The organism is Flavobacterium bernardetii (genome assembly GCF_011305415.1).
Classification (GTDB): domain Bacteria; phylum Bacteroidota; class Bacteroidia; order Flavobacteriales; family Flavobacteriaceae; genus Flavobacterium; species Flavobacterium bernardetii.
Genome location: NZ_JAANOQ010000001.1, coordinates 648,995 through 667,685, shown reverse-complemented (window position 1 = coordinate 667,685; position 18,691 = coordinate 648,995). Strand labels below are relative to the sequence as shown.

Annotated in this window: 15 protein-coding genes and 3 tRNA genes; 8 read left to right on the top strand and 10 right to left on the bottom strand. The window is 30.4% G+C overall.

Features of this window, described 5'->3' with window-relative positions:
- Positions 1-23 precede the first annotated feature (23 nt).
- From G6N05_RS03145 to G6N05_RS03130, 4 genes are all read left to right on the top strand, one after another.
- The gene (locus G6N05_RS03145; protein WP_166125097.1) at positions 24-635 is read left to right on the top strand and encodes a hypothetical protein; all 612 of its coding nucleotides are present in this window, start codon (positions 24-26) and stop codon (positions 633-635) included.
- Between the two features lie 23 nt (positions 636-658).
- Positions 659-1,213 carry a glycosyl-4,4'-diaponeurosporenoate acyltransferase CrtO family protein gene (locus tag G6N05_RS03140; RefSeq protein WP_166125096.1) on the top strand — a complete coding sequence of 185 codons (555 nt, stop codon included), beginning with the start codon at positions 659-661 and terminating at the stop codon, positions 1,211-1,213.
- Positions 1,214-1,352: 139 nt separating this feature from the next.
- Entirely contained in the window at positions 1,353-1,790 is a 438-nt protein-coding gene (locus tag G6N05_RS03135; protein ID WP_166125095.1) for a MarR family winged helix-turn-helix transcriptional regulator, read from the top strand.
- A gap of 109 nt (positions 1,791-1,899) precedes the next feature.
- Complete coding sequence (locus G6N05_RS03130) at positions 1,900-3,120, top strand: serine hydrolase domain-containing protein (RefSeq protein ID WP_225875119.1); 1,221 nt, start codon at positions 1,900-1,902, stop codon at positions 3,118-3,120.
- A 348-nt stretch (positions 3,121-3,468) separates the two neighbouring features.
- Here G6N05_RS03130 and G6N05_RS03125 read toward each other — a convergent pair.
- From G6N05_RS03125 to G6N05_RS03115, 3 genes are all read right to left on the bottom strand, one after another.
- Positions 3,469-3,542: transfer RNA gene (locus G6N05_RS03125), tRNA-Arg, on the bottom strand.
- A 32-nt stretch (positions 3,543-3,574) separates the two neighbouring features.
- A tRNA-Pro gene (locus G6N05_RS03120) sits at positions 3,575-3,649 on the bottom strand.
- Between the two features lie 10 nt (positions 3,650-3,659).
- A tRNA-Ser gene (locus G6N05_RS03115) sits at positions 3,660-3,743 on the bottom strand.
- A 385-nt stretch (positions 3,744-4,128) separates the two neighbouring features.
- On the opposite strand from G6N05_RS03115, the gene G6N05_RS03110 reads away from it, so the two are divergent.
- Entirely contained in the window at positions 4,129-5,307 is a 1,179-nt protein-coding gene (locus G6N05_RS03110) for an acetyl-CoA C-acyltransferase (protein WP_166125093.1), read from the top strand.
- Positions 5,308-5,388: 81 nt separating this feature from the next.
- Positions 5,389-6,150 carry a C40 family peptidase gene (locus G6N05_RS03105; RefSeq protein WP_166125092.1) on the top strand — a complete coding sequence of 254 codons (762 nt, stop codon included), beginning with the start codon at positions 5,389-5,391 and terminating at the stop codon, positions 6,148-6,150.
- 381 nt (positions 6,151-6,531) lie between these two features.
- On the opposite strand, the gene G6N05_RS03100 is transcribed toward G6N05_RS03105, so the two are convergent.
- A complete protein-coding gene (locus G6N05_RS03100) occupies positions 6,532-8,490 on the bottom strand; it encodes a KUP/HAK/KT family potassium transporter (protein ID WP_166125091.1) in 1,959 nt (652 codons plus the stop codon).
- Positions 8,491-8,652: 162 nt separating this feature from the next.
- Here G6N05_RS03100 and pheT point away from each other — a divergent pair, with 162 nt between their 5' ends.
- Positions 8,653-11,082, top strand: coding sequence for a phenylalanine--tRNA ligase subunit beta (gene pheT, locus G6N05_RS03095; RefSeq protein ID WP_166125090.1), 2,430 nt, complete (start codon positions 8,653-8,655; stop codon positions 11,080-11,082).
- A 162-nt stretch (positions 11,083-11,244) separates the two neighbouring features.
- On the opposite strand, the gene G6N05_RS03090 is transcribed toward pheT, so the two are convergent.
- The 5 genes from G6N05_RS03090 to rpsA all read right to left on the bottom strand — a co-directional run bounded on the left by G6N05_RS03090 (position 11,245) and on the right by rpsA (position 17,065).
- Positions 11,245-11,874 (bottom strand): hypothetical protein, encoded by a 630-nt coding sequence (locus G6N05_RS03090; protein WP_166125089.1) that lies wholly within the window; start codon positions 11,872-11,874, stop codon positions 11,245-11,247.
- A gap of 122 nt (positions 11,875-11,996) precedes the next feature.
- Positions 11,997-12,563, bottom strand: a complete 567-nt coding sequence (locus G6N05_RS03085) for a fasciclin domain-containing protein (RefSeq protein ID WP_166125088.1) — start codon at positions 12,561-12,563, stop codon at positions 11,997-11,999.
- Positions 12,564-12,680: 117 nt separating this feature from the next.
- A complete protein-coding gene (locus G6N05_RS03080) occupies positions 12,681-14,354 on the bottom strand; it encodes a T9SS type A sorting domain-containing protein (protein WP_225875118.1) in 1,674 nt (557 codons plus the stop codon).
- A gap of 105 nt (positions 14,355-14,459) precedes the next feature.
- The gene (locus tag G6N05_RS15580) at positions 14,460-15,107 is read right to left on the bottom strand and encodes a leucine-rich repeat domain-containing protein (protein WP_225875117.1); all 648 of its coding nucleotides are present in this window, start codon (positions 15,105-15,107) and stop codon (positions 14,460-14,462) included.
- A 173-nt stretch (positions 15,108-15,280) separates the two neighbouring features.
- A complete protein-coding gene (gene rpsA, locus G6N05_RS03075) occupies positions 15,281-17,065 on the bottom strand; it encodes a 30S ribosomal protein S1 (RefSeq protein WP_166125087.1) in 1,785 nt (594 codons plus the stop codon).
- Between the two features lie 118 nt (positions 17,066-17,183).
- Here rpsA and G6N05_RS03070 point away from each other — a divergent pair, with 118 nt between their 5' ends.
- Positions 17,184-17,384 carry a hypothetical protein gene (locus G6N05_RS03070; RefSeq protein WP_166124463.1) on the top strand — a complete coding sequence of 67 codons (201 nt, stop codon included), beginning with the start codon at positions 17,184-17,186 and terminating at the stop codon, positions 17,382-17,384.
- A 496-nt stretch (positions 17,385-17,880) separates the two neighbouring features.
- On the opposite strand, the gene cmk is transcribed toward G6N05_RS03070, so the two are convergent.
- Positions 17,881-18,576, bottom strand: coding sequence for a (d)CMP kinase (cmk, locus tag G6N05_RS03065; RefSeq protein ID WP_166125086.1), 696 nt, complete (start codon positions 18,574-18,576; stop codon positions 17,881-17,883).
- Positions 18,577-18,691: the final 115 nt, after the last annotated feature.

Here is an 18,691-nt window from a genome sequence, read left to right as displayed (position 1 = left end):
CGGATTTGTAACCTAAACACAATATGGATTTACAAGATAAAATTATTCTTTTTTTTAGTGGAAAAGATAAAACTCCAATATGGCAACAATTTGCAAATGAAAAACAAGGTAAATTAAAATCCACAAGTGGAGATTTATTTGTTGAGTATACTTACTCAAATTATAAATTTCAAATAGGAGAATTTACTCATTATGTTACAACTGGCGGTAAATCTTATGAAAAAAAATACATGATTGGAATAGTAGCATTTTCAAATCTGAACAATTTTGAAATATCCATAGCTCCAGATGATTTGTTTAGAAAAATTGGAAAAATCTTTAAAAACAATGACATCAATATCGGACATAAAGATTTTGATAATAAATTTTATATTAAAAGTAATCATGAGTTTAAAGCAATAACAATTTTAAAGGATAAAGCATTATTGGAAAAAATAATATCTGTCAATCCTACTCTATTGGAAATTACGAATGATAAAGGTTTATTTGATGAAAATCGTCCACCTGAAGGAAAATACATGTTACACTTTGCGAAACAAGAAAAATTTAAAGATCTAAATCAATTAAATTTCATTCATTTATTACTCTCAACTTTTATAGAAAATTTGAAAGTAAATTGTTCCATTCAAAATTAATACAATTATTAATACATCAAAAAATGCGCAAATACATACTACTTTCTCTTACTGTAATTATCACCATTTTCTTAGTTTACGGACTCGTTTACAAAGTTGGAATGCTTGGATTTCTATTTGCTTGGATATTGAATTTTGTATTAATGATGTGTGTTTTCTTTTTTACAGAAACCCTAAAATCAGAATTTAAATCTGAGTATTATTTAGAAAAAACTTGGGAAAAGAAAGGAAAAATATACGAAGCTTTTGGTATCAATTGGTTTAGAAAATTATTGGTTATAATTGGTTGGGAAAAACTAAATAAAAAAGCCAATCCGGTTGAAAAGAATTTACAAGCGTTAGTTCATTTAGAATACCGCACCAAACAGTCAGAATTAGGGCATATCATCATCTTTTTCATTGTTTTAGCCTTCACTATTTATGTGGCGATTACTTTCGGAATAAAGGAATCTGTATCATTAATTATATTAAATATTCTACTGAATCTTTATCCCGTTTTATTACAACGCTACAACAGACCTAGATTACAAAGAGCTATTATTTTAAGTAAATATAGAGAAGAAAGAAAAAATTCTTAGGCAAGAAGAAAACTCCTTACTGCGTTTATAAATCCTGCAACTACACTCTATTCCACTCAAAAAAAAAAATATTAAAAAAATAAAGTTTTTTTGAATTTTTAATTAACATATCAATTATATTTGCATCAAACAAAATAGTATGCTAAACAGTAATCCAACAGGAACAGTGCTTTATTCCATAGAGCAAGCAATTAAAGAATATAGAAAAGTATCACAGAAAAATATTTCTAAAATTGTAAAAGATATTACAATAGATCAATGTTTAGTTTTGATAATACTTAACAAGGATTCAAATATTTCTCAAAACGTATTGGCAAATCTTATATTTAAAGACAGTGCATCCATCACGAGAATGATAGAATTAATGGTTAAAAAAGAGTATTTAATCAGAACTATTCATAAAAAAGATAGAAGAAAATTTAATCTCGAAATAACCGAAAAAGGCAAAAAAACCCTGGAATTAATAGAACCTGTTATCAAAATAAATAGAGAAACTGCGCTTGATGGTTTATCATTGGAAGAAATAAATTTTCTAGAGAAAACTTTACATAAAATAATCTCAAATTGTAAAAAATAAAATGAAAAAAATATATCAAATATTTAAGTCCGCACAAATTTTAATATTTATACTTATCCCAGCAGTAATTTTTGGACAAAAAAACATATCAACTCATCTTGCAAAATATATGCAAGCACAGGTTGAAGTAAATAATTTTAGTGGAACAGTTCTTATCACAAAAAACGGATCTGTTTTATTAAAAAAAGCATATGGTTTAGCAGATTACGAATGGGATATTAAAAACACAATAGATACTAAATTTCAGTTGGCTTCCGTAACAAAACAATTTACCGCTACAGCAATTCTTCAATTAGTTGAAGAAGGAAAATTGTCACTTAATGATAAACTGAGTAATTTTTTTCCAGATTACCCAAAGGCCGATAGGGTTACCATTCACATGTTATTATCTCATTCTTCAGGACTTGGCTTAGGCTTCAAAGAATTGGCAATAAGCACCATTAGCAATGATTCTGCTTATTCTGAGATTAAAAAAATACCATATGAATTTTCACCAGGAACGAGCACGGCATATAGCAATATAGGATATTACTTACTGGGCAAGATTATAGAAAAAGTCTCAGGTGAAAAATATGCTGTTTTTTTAAGAAAAAATATATTTGAAAAAGTAGGAATGAAAAACACTGGTGTTAGTAATAATGATTCGATAATTTCCAAAAAAGCAAAAATTTATTATAAAACTGATAAAGGATTTGCCCACAATCCTTATATTAATTGGGGATTTAACATTGGTCATGATGGTGTTTATTCTACCGTTGAAGATTTGGCTTTATGGGACAATGCGCTATACGGAACAACTATTCTGTCAGCAGAAATGAAGAAACTAATGTTCACTTCCCATAGCGATCAAAACTGGGGATATGGATTTATTATTAATCCATTTTATAATCACGGACATCAACTAATTGCTCATGATGGAGGTTTTTTTGGTACAATGACTTCTTTTAACCGATTTACAGATGACAAAATTTTTGTAACTGTACTTTCTAATAACGAATCATTTTCACACATTATAGGTTATGGCCTTTCAGCAATTGCACTGCAAAAAGAAGTGGAACTTCCATATAAACATCATCAAACTAAAATAGATACTACAATTTATGATAAATATGTAGGTAAGTATGGTAAAATTGAAATTGTAAAAATTGACGGTAAACTTTACTACAATAGTATAGAAATGGAACTAATTCCTGAATCCAAAACAAAATTTTTCAGAGCAGACAATAACGACAGAACCGTTGAATTTATTAAGGACAAATCAGGTAGTTACAATTCTATAATTTTGACAAAAGGTGGTGTGAAAGAAGTTTTTAAAAAGAATAGTAATTAAAATATACTAACTCTTAACCCAGCAATGGAATATTAGCTGACTTTTCGTGTTTATTAAGTTCCAAGTCAAAAAAGAAAACTCCTTACTGCATTTACACATCTTACTCCTTCGAAAAGGAAACTCCCTACTACGGAAAGAAATCTCGCTACTGAGGTTATATATCTCGCTACTGCGGAAAGAAAACTCCTTTAAGCGGTTAGATATCTAGTTACTGCGGGAAGAAAACTCCTTACTGCGTATAAATATTTCGCTACTGCGGAAAGAAAACTCCTTACTTCCAGCTTCCATCTCCCAGCTTCAAACGTATTAAAAACAAAAAAGTCCCGATAAAACTATCGGGACTCTTTGTGATCGCGCCAGGATTCGAACCTGGGACCTACTCATTAGAAGTGAGTTGCTCTATCCAGCTGAGCTACGCAACCTTAAAAATTATTCATTTGACAACCAAATGTTGTCGGGGTGGCAGGATTCGAACCTGCGGCCTCCTGCTCCCAAAGCAGGCGCGATAACCGGGCTACGCTACACCCCGAGGATAATTGCGGAGAGACAGGGACTCGAACCCAGGCGACAGTTACCCGTCGACAGTTTAGCAAACTGCTCCATTACCACTCTGGCACCTCTCCTATTAATTCTGCAAAGAACTTATCCTTTTTTGCGATTGCAAATGTAGAACAAAATTTGTAATTCACAAGAAAAAAAATGTAATATTTTTAAATAAAAAACAAACTTACTAAATATCAATATTATAGATGAATTAATAAATTTTACAATTCCTTAATTTTAGGTTTATTTTGAATAATTTGAGTGATTTTTGACAGAAAATAATATCGAGAATATGAAATATTTTATTAAAAACAGTTCTCTATATATTCTTAATGAATCAAACAACATCCACTAAAAACACTCGAAGTGACGTTTTAAATTCAATATTCACCTAGTTAAAAAAGCAAAAAATCCTTTAAAATTTGATAAATTTAGTTACTTTCGCAAAAAATAAAACAAATCACAATGAGCAAAAAAGTAGTTATCGTATCAGCTGTTAGAACTCCAATTGGTAGTTTTATGGGCGCATTATCAAGTGTACCAGCAACTAAATTAGGAGCAGCAGCTATTAAAGGCGCTTTAAATAAAATAAATTTAAACCCTTCTTTAGTTGACGAAGTGTTAATGGGGAATGTAGTTCAGGCTGGAAACGGTCAAGCTCCAGCTCGTCAAGCAGCTTTGTTTGCAGGTTTATCAAATGATGTAGTTTGTACTACTATCAATAAAGTATGTGCTTCAGGAATGAAAGCAGTAATGCAAGGTGCGCAAGCTATTATGGCTGGTGACGCAGAAATTGTGGTTGCTGGTGGAATGGAAAACATGAGTTTAATTCCGCATTACGCACATTTAAGAAATGGTGTGAAATTCGGCCCAACTACTTTCGTAGACGGAATGCAAAAAGACGGACTTACAGATGCTTACGATGGTAACGCTATGGGAGTTTCTGCCGATTTATGCGCTACTGAATATAATATCTCTCGTGAAGAGCAAGATAATTTCGCAATTCAATCTTATACTCGTTCAGCAGCAGCTTGGGACGCTGGTAAATTTGATGCAGAAATTGTTCCTGTTGAAGTACCACAAAGAAAAGGTGATCCAATTATCGTTTCTAAGGACGAAGAGTACACCAATGTAAAATTAGACCGTATCCCTACTCTTGCAGCAGTTTTTACAAAAGAAGGTACTGTAACAGCGGCAAACGCTTCAACAATTAATGATGGTGCTGCAGCATTAGTATTAATGAGCGAAGAAAAAGCAAATGAATTAGGTTTAAAACCTTTAGCATATATCAAATCTTACGCAGATGCAGCTCAAGAACCAAAATGGTTTACAACTGCACCAGCGAAAGCCTTACCAAAAGCATTAGACAAAGCTGGTTTATCAGTTGCTGATGTGGACTTCTTCGAATTTAACGAAGCGTTTTCAGTAGTTGGTTTAGCCAATGCAAAAATCTTAGGTTTAGATAACGATAAAGTAAACGTTAATGGTGGAGCGGTTTCTTTAGGGCATCCACTTGGTTGTTCTGGAGCCAGAATTATTGTAACTTTAATTAATGTTTTAGCACAAAACAATGCAAAAATTGGTGCTGCAGCTATCTGTAATGGTGGTGGTGGTGCTTCTGCAATTGTTATTGAAAGAGCGTAATTAATTATGAATTTAAAATTATGAGTTATTAATTTATATTTTTAACTCATAATTTATAATTCAAAATTTATAATTCAAAAAATGTTTGGAATTTGTAATTTAGGAATTGTACCAATAAGAAGTGAAGCCAGTGACAGAAGTGAAATGGTTTCTCAATTGTTATTTGGAGATTCTTTTAAAATCATAGAAACTTCACCTAAATGGACAAAAATCAGTACCACTTTCGATACTTACGAAGGTTGGATTGACAACAAACAATTTCAAGAAATAACTGAAAATCAATACAACTTATTAGAGAATTCAGAAATCGTTTTAAATGGTGAATTAATTGATTTCATTTCTTACGAAACAAATCAACTCATGCCTATTCCGCTAGGAAGTTCGTTGAATTTCTTAGACATTAACGAAGTTAATACCTCGAATTTTCAATTTGAAGGTAAAAAAGAATGTGGTGTAAAACCAAAAGACAATCTTCTTAAAACAGCCTTTTTATATTTAAACGCACCCTATTTATGGGGCGGAAAAACACCTTTTGGAATTGACTGTTCTGGATTTACTCAAATGGTGTATAAATTAAACGGCTATAAACTTTTAAGAGATGCTTCGCAACAAGCCAAACAAGGTGAAGCGTTAAGTTTTATTGAAGAAAGTGAACCCGGAGATTTAGCCTTTTTTGATAACGATGAAGGAAACATCATCCATGTTGGAATTATGATGGAAAACAATTACATCATTCACGCTTCAGGAAAAGTGAGAATTGACCGAATTGACCACTTAGGAATTTACAACGTAGATACCGGACGACATACTCATAAATTGAGAGTGATTAAGAAAGTGATATAAAACAAAAATATAAAAAAGTCAGAACGTAAATTCTGGCTTTTTCATTTATATTACAAATCTAATCTTGATCAGAATAATCGATTTTTTTGTAATCATTGTTTAATTTTTTTTCCAATTCCTTTTTATCTTTTTTATTTTGCTTTACAAAATATAGTATTAAAAAAAATACTAAAAAAACAACAACACCAATTATTAGTACAGAATTTTCCATGATTTCTTTTTTATAAAATTAATCAATTTCTTGAAATAATTACTATTTTAATTAGTGAAATATTAAACACTAACCTTTGTAAAAAACTCAACAATAGCAATTAACAAAAAATAAAGACTAAATTTCATAAAAAAAGCCAGAACTTACATTCTGGCTTTTCATTTATATTTTTAATCTATTCTGGTCAATTTTAATGCTTTCGTTTCCGAAATTTTTAATGGAAACTTTTCAATTGTTACTGAACCAGGATCCAATCCAAAGGCTTTTTCTTCAGATAAGCCCATTTTTTTCAATAAGTTATAACCATCTAAAATTAATTTTTCGTAGAATGGTAACGCGTTATCATATGACATAAATTTTTCAATCAATACAAATCTGAAGTCGCTAATTACTTTATGTTTATTTAAAGAAGTATATCGACTTATTAAATCAACTTCACCTCTTTTTTGCATGTCTTTTACAACTTGTGCAAACATTTTATTGAATTTTGGAGCAACTCTAAAACCTAATCTAAAATCTACACGAATAACATCATCATGAATAAATTCACAAACTCTGTATTCCATTGTATAAGGCTCATCCACAACATGTACGTGTGCGAACCAATAAATATCAGCACGCTTCGGACTATTGTTAATAATCGAATAAATAATTTTCGATTCTATTTCGTATCTATTATCTGCACTAGTTAAATACACTAAGTTAGTCGCATATTTTGCAATCGATTCATCTCTACTTAAATCTTCTAAAACAGGTAAGTATTTATCTAATTTAACAAATTCAACGAATCTATTTCTAATTTTTCTAGCGAAATACCAACAAGTCATTACGGCAAATAGTACAAATGCAATAATCAAAGTAATGTAACCACCTTCTCCAAATTTATGCAAACAAGCATATAAAAAGGCCATTTCAATAATAACATAAGTAGAAATAATCGTAAAGATAAAATACTTATTATATCGTTTTAAAATCATGTAAAAGTTCAACAAAGTAGTTGTCATTAACATGGTTAACACAATTGCTAAACCGTATGCCGCTTCCATTGCTGCTGCTTTTTGGAAGTATATTACAATGAAAATACAACCTGCCCAAAGTAACCAGTTTAATGAAGGAATATACAATTGACCTTTTAATTCGGTTGGATATTTAATCTTAACTTTTGGCCAAAAATTTAATCGAATCGCCTCATTGATTAAGGTAAACGAACCACTAATTAAGGCTTGAGAAGCAACAATTGCTGCTAAAGTTGCTATGGCAATTCCGAAAGGTAAAAACCAATCTGGCATTACACCATAAAATGGATTGGTAATTCCTGCTTCCGTTAAAGTTTGTCCATCATGTTGAATCAACCAAGCACCTTGACCTAAATAATTTAAAATCAAAGTTGCTTTTACAAAAATCCAACTGATTCTAATATTTTGTCTTCCACAATGTCCTAAGTCAGAATACAATGCCTCTGCTCCTGTTGTACATAAAAATACAGCACCTAAGTACAAATATCCACCATGAATAGTAAGCAATTTATAAGCATAATAAGGATTTAAAGCCGTAAGAATATCTAAATTCGAAAATAATTGTGCTATTCCCAATCCACCTAACATCGCAAACCAAACAAACATTACTGGTCCGAAAAACTTCCCAATAAATTTTGTTCCAAACTGCTGAATAGCGAATAAAAAAGTTAAAATGATAATTACAATGTACATGATATACTTTTCTTCAAAGCTTGGATACATTGTTTTTACTCCTTCAATTGCTGAGGAAACTGAAATTGGCGGAGTAATAATTCCATCAGCTAAAAGGGTACAACCACCAATAATTGCAGGAAATAAAAGCCATTTAATTTTAGTTTTCCTAATAAGAGCATATAGAGAAAAGATTCCTCCTTCACCATTATTATCGGCCCTTAAGGTAAGAATTACGTATTTAATTGTAGTTTGAAGTGTTAATGTCCAAAAAATACATGAAATAGCTCCTTTAATTACATCTGAATCAATAGGATTTTTTCCAATAATTGCATTAAGAACATACAAAGGAGAAGTTCCAATATCTCCATAAATAATACCTAGCGTAACTAGTAAACCGGCTGCAGAAAGTTTATGCAAACCGTGATGACCTTTTTCCATTCTAAATTTTATAAAAACGAAATACAAAATTACAAAAACTAAAAGTTTAAATATCAATTTTTATTAAAAATATTTTAACAAAATATTAATATCTAGTATACAATATTTCTTTCAAATTCTAATCAATTACTTATCTTTGCAGTCTTATTAAAATTTGAAAAAATGCGTATTTCTTACAATTGGTTAAAACAATTTATTAAAATAGACTGGAAATCAGATGAAACAGCAGCTTTACTTACCGATTTAGGTCTGGAAGTTGAAGTGGTTGAAGCGTTTGAAAGTGTGACTGGCGGACTGAAAGGTATTGTTGTAGGTCACGTTTTAACATGTGAAAAACATCCTGATGCAGATAAATTAAAAATTACTACTGTTGATTTAGGTGATGGAAATGCTCCCGTTCAAATTGTTTGTGGTGCAAGTAATGTAGCTGCTGGACAAAAAGTACCTGTCGCAACTATCGGAACAAAATTATTTGACAAAGACGGAAATGCTTTCGAAATCAAAAAAGGAAAAATCAGAGGACAAGAAAGTCATGGTATGATTTGCGCTGAAGACGAAATCGGTTTAGGTGAAAGTCATGACGGAATTATGGTTTTATCTGACGATTTAGTTCCAGGAACGCCAGCAAGTAAAGTTTTCAACATTGAAGTTGATGAAGTTTTCGAAATTGGTTTAACGCCAAATCGTGCAGATGCTATGAGTCATATGGGTGTAGCGCGTGACTTAAAAGCAGGTTTATTACAATCTAATGTGACAACTGAATTCATTACGCCATCTGTAAGTAAATTCAAAGTCGACAAAAGAACATTAAAATATGATGTCGTTGTTGAGGACGCAAAATTAGCACCTCGTTATGCAGGAGTAACTATTTCTGGAATTACAGTAAAATCATCTCCAAGTTGGTTACAAAATAGATTAAAAGCAATTGGATTAACACCTAAAAATAATATTGTTGACGTTACAAATTACGTTTTACACGAATTAGGACAACCTTTACACGCTTTTGATGCAAATAAAATTAAAGGAAATAAAGTTTTTATAAAAACAGTTGCTGCTGGTACAAAATTCACCACTTTAGATAATATCGAAAGAACTTTACACGAAGAAGATTTAATGATTTGTGACGAAAACGGTCCAATGTGTATTGCAGGTGTTTTTGGTGGTGCCAATTCTGGTGTAACGGATTCTACAACAAATATTTTCTTAGAAAGTGCGTATTTCAATCCGGTTTCTATTAGAAAAACAGCTAAACGTCATACACTATCAACTGATGCTTCTTTCCGTTTTGAAAGAGGAATTGATCCTGAAATCACAGCTTACGCCTTAAAACGTGCGGCTTTATTGATTCAAGAAGTGGCTGGTGGTGAAATCACTTCTGATGTGATTGATATTTATCCAAAGAAAATTGAAGATTTCAAAGTAGTTTTAAACTTTGAAAAAGTTAATAAAGTAATTGGTGAAGAACTTAAAAAAGAAACGATTAAAAACATTTTAGCGTCTTTAGATATCAAAATTAATAGTATTTCTGATGCTGGTTTAGGATTAAATATTCCTTCATACAGAGTGGATGTTCAAAGAGAAGTAGATGTTATTGAAGAAATTTTAAGAGTTTACGGATATAACAACATTAAAATTCCAAGTAAAATTAATGCTTCAGTTTCTAATTCATCAAGAACAGAAGAATTTAAAGTACAAAACATAATTGCGAATCAATTGTGTTCTTTAGGTTTTAATGAAATGATGGCGAATTCATTAACGACTTCAAATTATGTAGCTTTTTCTGAGCAAGTAAGTTCAGAAGAAACAGTTACGATGTTAAATCCGTTAAGTAGCGATTTATCTGTAATGCGTCAATCCATGTTGTTTTCTGCTTTGGAAGCGGTTTCGTATAATGTAAACAGAAGAAATTCGGATTTAAAATTATTCGAATTCGGAAAAACCTATCATTCAATTGAAGGAAAATATACAGAAAGAAAACATTTAACCATCACCATGACTGGAAATGCATCTTCTGAAAACTGGAATGTGGCTCAAAAACCAAGTGATTTCTTTTTATTTAAAGGATATATTACTGCTATCTTATCAAAATTAAACATTGATGCCAAAGTAAAAACGGTTCCTGTAACACATGATGTTTTTGCAGAAGGTATTGGTTTTGCTATAGGTAACGAAATTATAGCCGAATTCGGTACGATTAAAAAAACAGTATTAAAACATTTTGACGTGAAACAAGATGTATTTTTTGCTGACTTAAATTGGGATGCGATTCAGAAATACGTTTCCAACAAAATTAAATTAGTTGATATTCCTAAATTCCCTGAAGTGAGAAGAGATTTAGCGCTTTTAGTGAATGATAACGTGACTTTCGAACAACTTTATTTAGTTGCGAAACAAACAGAAAAAGCGTTATTAAAAGACATTAATTTATTTGATGTATACGAAGGAAAAAATTTACCTGAAGGAAAAAAATCTTATGCGTTAAGTTTTATTATTCAAGATACTTCAAAAACATTGACAGATGTTCAAATTGATAAAATCATGAGCAAATTGCAAAGTAATTTTGAAGCGCAATTTGAAGCTGTCTTAAGATAAAAGATATATATAAATTTTAAAATCCTTTTAGTTTGCTTCTATTTCAAGCAAACTAAAAGGATTTTTATTTAATGTCAAACAGATTTTTGTCATTCTGAACTTGTTTCAGAATCTAGGATAATGAGAATCTGAAACAAGTTCAGATTGACAAGTTCAGTAAAATTACTTCAAAAAACCTGCGGCTTTTATTTCTTTATGTATTTGAACAATGTTCTCAGGAATTTCTGCATCTATCATCCAATTCACATCTAAACTATTATAATTTGCCGTTTTCAAAAGCATGGCATTTTTAGATATGTTTGCTCCTAGCCTTTCCAAATCTTCTTTAAAATCTAAAAGAAAATCTTCGTGAAGTGCGTGTATTAAAAGTAAAATTTTAAAAGCTCGTACAATTACATAATTATAAAACTTAGTTGATTTTTGGGGTTTTGAATGCGATAATGAAAACGCATTTTGCTCAATTGTTTCATTTAGCATTTGTAAATTCAGACTAATTTCTCCAAATTTATCTTTTGTAATTTTTACATGATGCGAAATTTTTCCACTGATACTTCGCAGTTCCACAGCTATGTAATCCAAAGAATGATAGTTTTCAGAAAAACGTTTGATGTATTTAGAAATAGTAGTTTCCATAATTCGGCGTTTGTCTTCAATCGTATCCGTATCGACCAATTCAAAAAATAATTTTTCTGCTAAATCCATATCTCTTCTCAACAATCTTAGAATAAGTTTGTCTTTCTCTTTTTCTGGTAATTCTTGAAGTGCTTTTTTGAACTCTATATCTTTAAACATACTAAATTTATTTATTTGTAAAATTAGGGATTGAAATTTTAAACCTCCCATAAATACCAAAAAAAATCCCACTTTAGAATGAACTAAAATGGGATTTCCAACTAAAAAAAACTATGTGGGCATTACATTTTAGAAGTAACAACGGTGTCAATTACATGAATAACTCCGTTAGATTGGTTCACATCAGCAATTGTTACTTTTGCAGAACCACCATTTTCGTCAGTAATATATACATCACTTCCTTGCATCCAAGCTGTTAATTTCCCACCGCTTACAGTAGTTAAAACTGCTTTTCCGTTTCCTTTTTTAATCGCTGCAACTATATCTTTTGCATTTAGTTTACCTGCAACAACGTGATACGTTAAAATAGTTTGCAATACTTTTTTGTTTTCAGGTTTTACTAATGTTTCAACAGTTCCTGCTGGTAATTTTTCAAACGCTGCATTTGTTGGGGCAAAAACGGTGAATGGACCTGCTGACATTAATGTTTCTACTAAATCTGCTGCTTTTACTGCTGCTACTAAAGTGGTGTGATCTTTTGAATTCACTGCATTTTCAACAATATTTTTTGAAGGATACATGGCTGCACCGCCAACCATTACTGTTTTTTCTTTTTGTGCTAAAGCGTTTCCGCTTGTTAATAATACAAATGTGAAGGCTACTGCTGATAAAATTTTGTTCGTTTTCATGTTTATGATTTTAAAGTTATATAGTCATTTACGAGAAAACATTTCGTTTGGTTTTAAAATAGTCAAAAAAAATCCCAATCATTTCTGATCGGGATTTAATATATATAATAATAACGTTTATTCCTTTATAAATTGACTAGTGCTGTAACCTTCATTCGTATTTATTTTAATGAAGTAATTTCCTGTTTTTAAATTCGAAACATCCACTTTTAAAGCATTTCCAGTTTGAGTAATAACTAATTGTCCAATTGTGTTATAAATCTGAATAGAGTTAATTTCAATAGCTGATTTTAAGTTAATATTCAATTCATTAGTTGTTGGATTTGGATACAAACTAAAATAAGATGCAAATTCAAAACTTGGATTACTTAATGCTGCAATAGTTGTTGTTGCCGTATTCGTAACAATTGGAAAGTTATAATCGAAATAAATATTTGCTGAATTACTGAATGTATTTCCAAGAACTAAAGTTGGAACTGTTTTTATTTTAAAAGCAATATATCCGTCATTATTTGCATCATCAAATGGTAAATTGATGTTTTCGAAAATGAATTCTACTTTGTTATCAGTAATTTTTGTAACATAATTATGACTCGCATCTAATGGAACTAAACTTGAAACATCAAATTTAATAATATCAATCATGTCTTTTACTACAATGTTTTCAGCAGGGAAAGTTCCAGTGTTTTCAAAACGAATCATGTAATGTACAAAACCTCCTACTCTATCTGGAGAAATTGTATTTCCTTCTAAACACGTTTTATCATTTGGATCATAAGAGTTTACAACAGTTTGGTTTAAAACAAACGTATTATCAGAAAGCATTTCATCAATATTAGCAATTGTATTTGTAACCGTATAATTTAAAATATCACCACTATTCACAGCTGGAGTTTCCATTGGCGAATTCACATTGAAAACCACATTAATTTCTCTAGTTTCAAAAGGCAATAAATTACTATAATTAAACGTCAAATTATTTATCGTTTGTGATGTAAAAGCTGGATTTGTTGAAACTAAATCTAAAACAGCATCATTAAATTGTAAATTTATTACACCATTCTCCGTTTGATTACCTTTGTTTTTGTAAATAATTTTATAGTTGGCATCAAAACCTGGTCTTGCAACATTTGTTGGAAGTATTGAAACTTCAACATCATGATGAATTCCATTTGGTGCAACACAAAAATCTTGAAAAAAAGGACTAGTTTGGGTTGGGAAGTCTACCATAACATTTGGTGGAGAAACTGTAAAATAACTTGGGTTTTCAAAAATAGGTACTACAGTATGTAAACCAGCTTGTACTGGAATTGAATATGTACCAATATTGTTAAAAATTATAGTTCCAGTTGTAGTTCCATCTGTAATAGAATATTTAAAATTTGGAATAAAATTATCAGTTACATCACAATTATCATTTTCATTATCAAATTTTTGTTGTCCTTGAATGGAATAAAAAGTTCCACCTGGCGTAAATGAACAATAAGAATTAAACTGAATTTGATTTTGCAAATTTAATTCTATTATTCTTTGTGTAAAAAAATCCATTTCACCCTCATCTAAACAAAAGTAATTTAAATTAGGGCAATTATCTATACTTAAAACATTTAACCCATTTAATTCAAAATTAAATCCATCTTTTAAGTTTACATTTGATAAACTTAACATACTATTCAAATACAAATTTTGAATAGTAAATGGTGTATTTGAAAAATCTAAATTTGATATATTAATTCCATTTAAAGACAAACTAGTCAAATTTATAGGAAGATTTAAACTAACATTAGTCATTTGATCGTTTCCAATTCCTATATGATTAAGATTTATATATGGAGAAAAATCGAAATTCGATATGGGATTGTGTGAAATATCAATAGAATAAACATCTTCAGGAAATTAAAAATTTAAATTTAATGAACTTAAATTATTATCACTAAGATTTATTGACTGACAAGTAATATTAGGATTAAAAACAATATTACTAATATTGTTGTGTGAACAATTTAAATGCTTGACATTCGTTTGAGTTAAATCTAAAGAAGTCAGTTGGTTAAGACTACAAATTAAAAATTGTAAGTTATAATTTGAAACAAAAGTCAAAGAAGTTAATGAAGGATTATAATGAGTTATTAAACGATTTAATAAAGTTCTATTTTCAACATTTAATGATGTAAGCCCACAACCACTACAGTCAATATTTTTTAGATTTGAGAAATTGTTTACATCACTAAAATCTAATGAAATTAATGGATTGTTACTACAAACTAAATCTTCGAGATTTATAAAATAAGTAAGACCTCCTAAATTTGATATACCAGAAATCTGAACATTTAGAGCTTTTATTGATGTTACTTCATTTTCTTCAATTTCACTATTATTGTTAGTGTCTATTTTTACATAATTTCCAAGAACATCAAGTGCAATTGTATTACTCGGGCTTGCTGCCAACAACTTCGCTTTAAAATTAGCATCTGGAAAATTAATAATTTGAGCTTTTCCAAAAAGTCCAAATAATAAGAATAAAAGTAGGTAATAGTTTTTCATAGTATTAGTTTATTGTAAGATGCTAAGATATCAAAAAGGTTGCGTCAAATTTGTAATTTTTTACTATTATTTTTTGATTAATAAATTTAAACAAAAAAAATCCCAATCATTTCTGATTGGGATTTAACACTTCGACAAGCTCAGTGTGACATTCTATATTAATGAAAAAAAAATTAGTTTCCTCCTTTTTCCATTCTTGCTTTTAATTCCATTAATGCATCAAGATCACCTAAAGTAGATTTTTCAGCATTGTTAGAAGATGAAGCTACAGTATTGTTACTAGATTCGTTAGAAGCCGATTTGAAGTTTTTCTCTTCTTCTTCTCTGAAAGTAGCAGTATGTGAAGCAACGATTCTTTTGAATTCTTTGTTAAATTCAATAACTTTAAATTCAATAGCATCTCCTTTTTTCAATTTTTTACCATCTTCTTTTTCTAAATGACGAGTTGGAACGAATCCTTGAACGTCTTCAGAAAATTCTACAGTAGCACCTTTGTCAACAATTTCAGAAACAGTACCAGTGTGAACTGTACCTACTGCATAAGCAGCTTCATGTTTGTCCCAAGGATTGTCTAAAGTTTGTTTATGACCTAAAGATAATTTACGAGCTTCAACATCTAATTCTAAAACTACAACATCTAATTTGTCACCAACGTTAACAAATTCTGATGGATGTTTGATTTTTTTAGTCCAAGATAAATCAGAAATGTAAACTAAACCGTCAATTCCTTCTTCTAATTCTACGAAAATTCCGAAGTTAGTAAAGTTTCTAACGATACCTGTATGACGAGAACCAACTGGATATTTCTCAGTAATTCCATTCCAAGGATCAGTAGTTAATTGTTTGATACCTAATGACATTTTTCTATCATCTCTATCTAAAGTTAAGATAACTGCATCTACAGTATCACCAACTTTAACGAAATCTTGAGCAGAACGTAAATGCGTAGACCAAGACATTTCAGAAACGTGAATTAATCCTTCAACTCCTTCAGCTACTTCAATGAAAGCACCATAATCAGCTAAAACAACTACTTTACCTTTTACTTTATCTCCTACGTTTAATTCAGCAGATAATGCATCCCATGGGTGAGCGTTTAATTGTTTTAAACCTAATTGAATTCTTGTTTTCTCGTCATCGAAATCTAAGATTACAACATTTAATTTTTGGTCTAATTCTAAAACTTCACTTGGGTGATTGATACGAGACCAAGATAAGTCTGTAATATGGATTAATCCATCTACACCACCTAAGTCAATGAACACTCCGTAAGAAGTAATGTTTTTAACAACACCTTCTAATACTTGTCCTTTTTCTAATTGACCGATGATTTCTTTTTTCTGAACTTCGATATCAGCTTCGATAAGCGCTTTATGAGAAACTACTACGTTTTTAAATTCGTGATTAATTTTCACAACTTTAAATTCCATAGTTTTGTTTACGTATTGATCGTAATCACGGATTGGTTTCACATCAATTTGAGAACCTGGTAAGAAAGCTTCAATACCAAATACGTCAACAATCATTCCACCTTTAGTTCTACATTTAACAAAACCGTTAACAATTTCTCCAGTTTCGTTAGCAGAAATAACTCTATCCCATGCTTTGATTGTTCTTGCTTTTTTGTGAGATAATACTAATTGACCTGTTTTATCCTCACGGATATCAATTAATACTTCTACTTTGTCACCCACTTTTAAAGATGGATTGTAACGGAATTCATTTAAAGAAATAACTCCTTCAGATTTAGCGTTGATATCAACAATAACATCTCTGTCAGTGATTCTTACAACTACTCCTTCTACTACTTCTTCATCAGAAGTTGAAATGAAAGTTTTTGTTACTAAATCTTCAAATTCTTGAAGATTGTCTGCGTCAATAGGATCAATTCCTTCAGCATAGTTATGCCAGTTGAATTCTGCTAAAAACGACTCTTGTTCTTGATTAATATTAGACATGCTTTTATTATTTTGTATGTTGTGTTTGTTCGAGTTTATTTCATGCAGATTAAAACAACAACAGTGTTTTTACTTAAATATTTGATTACCAATTGAAAACTCTACTCCGCCAAAAGGTGTGCAAAGATACTACTTTTTTGGTAAATACAAATGTTTTGCGGGAAAAAGTGTTGGAAGTTGGAAGTTGGAAGTTGGAAGTTGGAAGATGGAAGATGGAAGTTGGAAGTTGGAAGTTGGAAGATGGAAGTTTGAAGATGGAAGATGGAAGATGGAAGATGGAAGATGGAAGTTGGAAGTTGGAAGATGGAAGAATTATTAATTAAAAATATTGTTTTGTCAATTCTCCAATAAAGACACATATAACTAAAGGAAAAAAAACAATAAAAAACTGTATAAAAAATTCTTTCCAAGTTGAATTTATTGACTCAAAATCTTTGCTGTATTTTTGATAAAAATACAAATCTCTTTTTAAATATAAATTCCAAATATTATTTAAACTTTTAAATAATAACAAAAACACAAGTGGTACAAATCCAATAAATCTCATATGTTTGAATTTTTGGATTTCAAAATCTTTCCACATCAAAATGGAAATAACTATTAAAACTATGGCAAAAATAACAGATCTATTATAATATTTTGATATTCTCAAATATCTAATAAGTTTCACATGAATCAATCCAGGGATAAAAACAAAAAACCAACAAGTAAATGTTAAAACTAAAACTGACATAATGAAAATTAGAATTAAAAAAGAAGCTGAAACAAGTTCAGCTTGACAAAGTCTTTACTCAAAACTCACATTAAAAACACTCCTAACTCCCAGCTCCCAGCTCTTCATTCACCAACTCCATCACCAATTCAAATTGTTCTTTTTTGGATAAGTGAGAATTGTCAATTTCAATAGCGTCTTCAGCTTTTACTAATGGAGAATCTTCTCTGTGTGTGTCAATATAATCGCGTTCTTGAACATTTTGTAGTACTTCTTCAAAAGTGACTTGTTGGCCTTTTTCAATTAATTCATCATAACGGCGTTGCGCTTTTGTTTCTGGGCTTGCCGTCATAAATAGTTTTAAATCGGCATCAGGAAAAACAACCGTTCCAATATCTCGACCATCCATAACGATGGCTTTGTTTTGTCCCATTTTTTGTTGCTGCTCTACTAATTTAGCACGAACTTCAGATATTTCTGCAATTTTACTTACTAAACGTGAAACTTCAATAGTACGAATGGCAATTTCAATATTTTCTTCATTTAAATACATTTCTGCAAAACCAACTTCTTCATTAAAATGAAATTGTAACGAAATGTTTGATAAATTTTTAATTAATCCATCAGCATCTAAATGAGTTTCAGAAACAAAATTATTTCGCATCGCAAAATACGTAACCGCACGATACATCGCACCAGTATCAACATAAATATAACCTAATTGTTTAGCAATTTGCTTGGCTAATGTACTTTTTCCTGTTGACGAAAATCCGTCTATTGCAATGGTAATTTTTTTCATGATATGTATTATTTGCCACGAAGACACTAAGTCGTTAAGTTATTTTTTTGTTTTACTTTTCACTTTTTACTTTTTACTTGGCTCTTTTTACTTGGCTCTTTTTACTTGGCTCTTT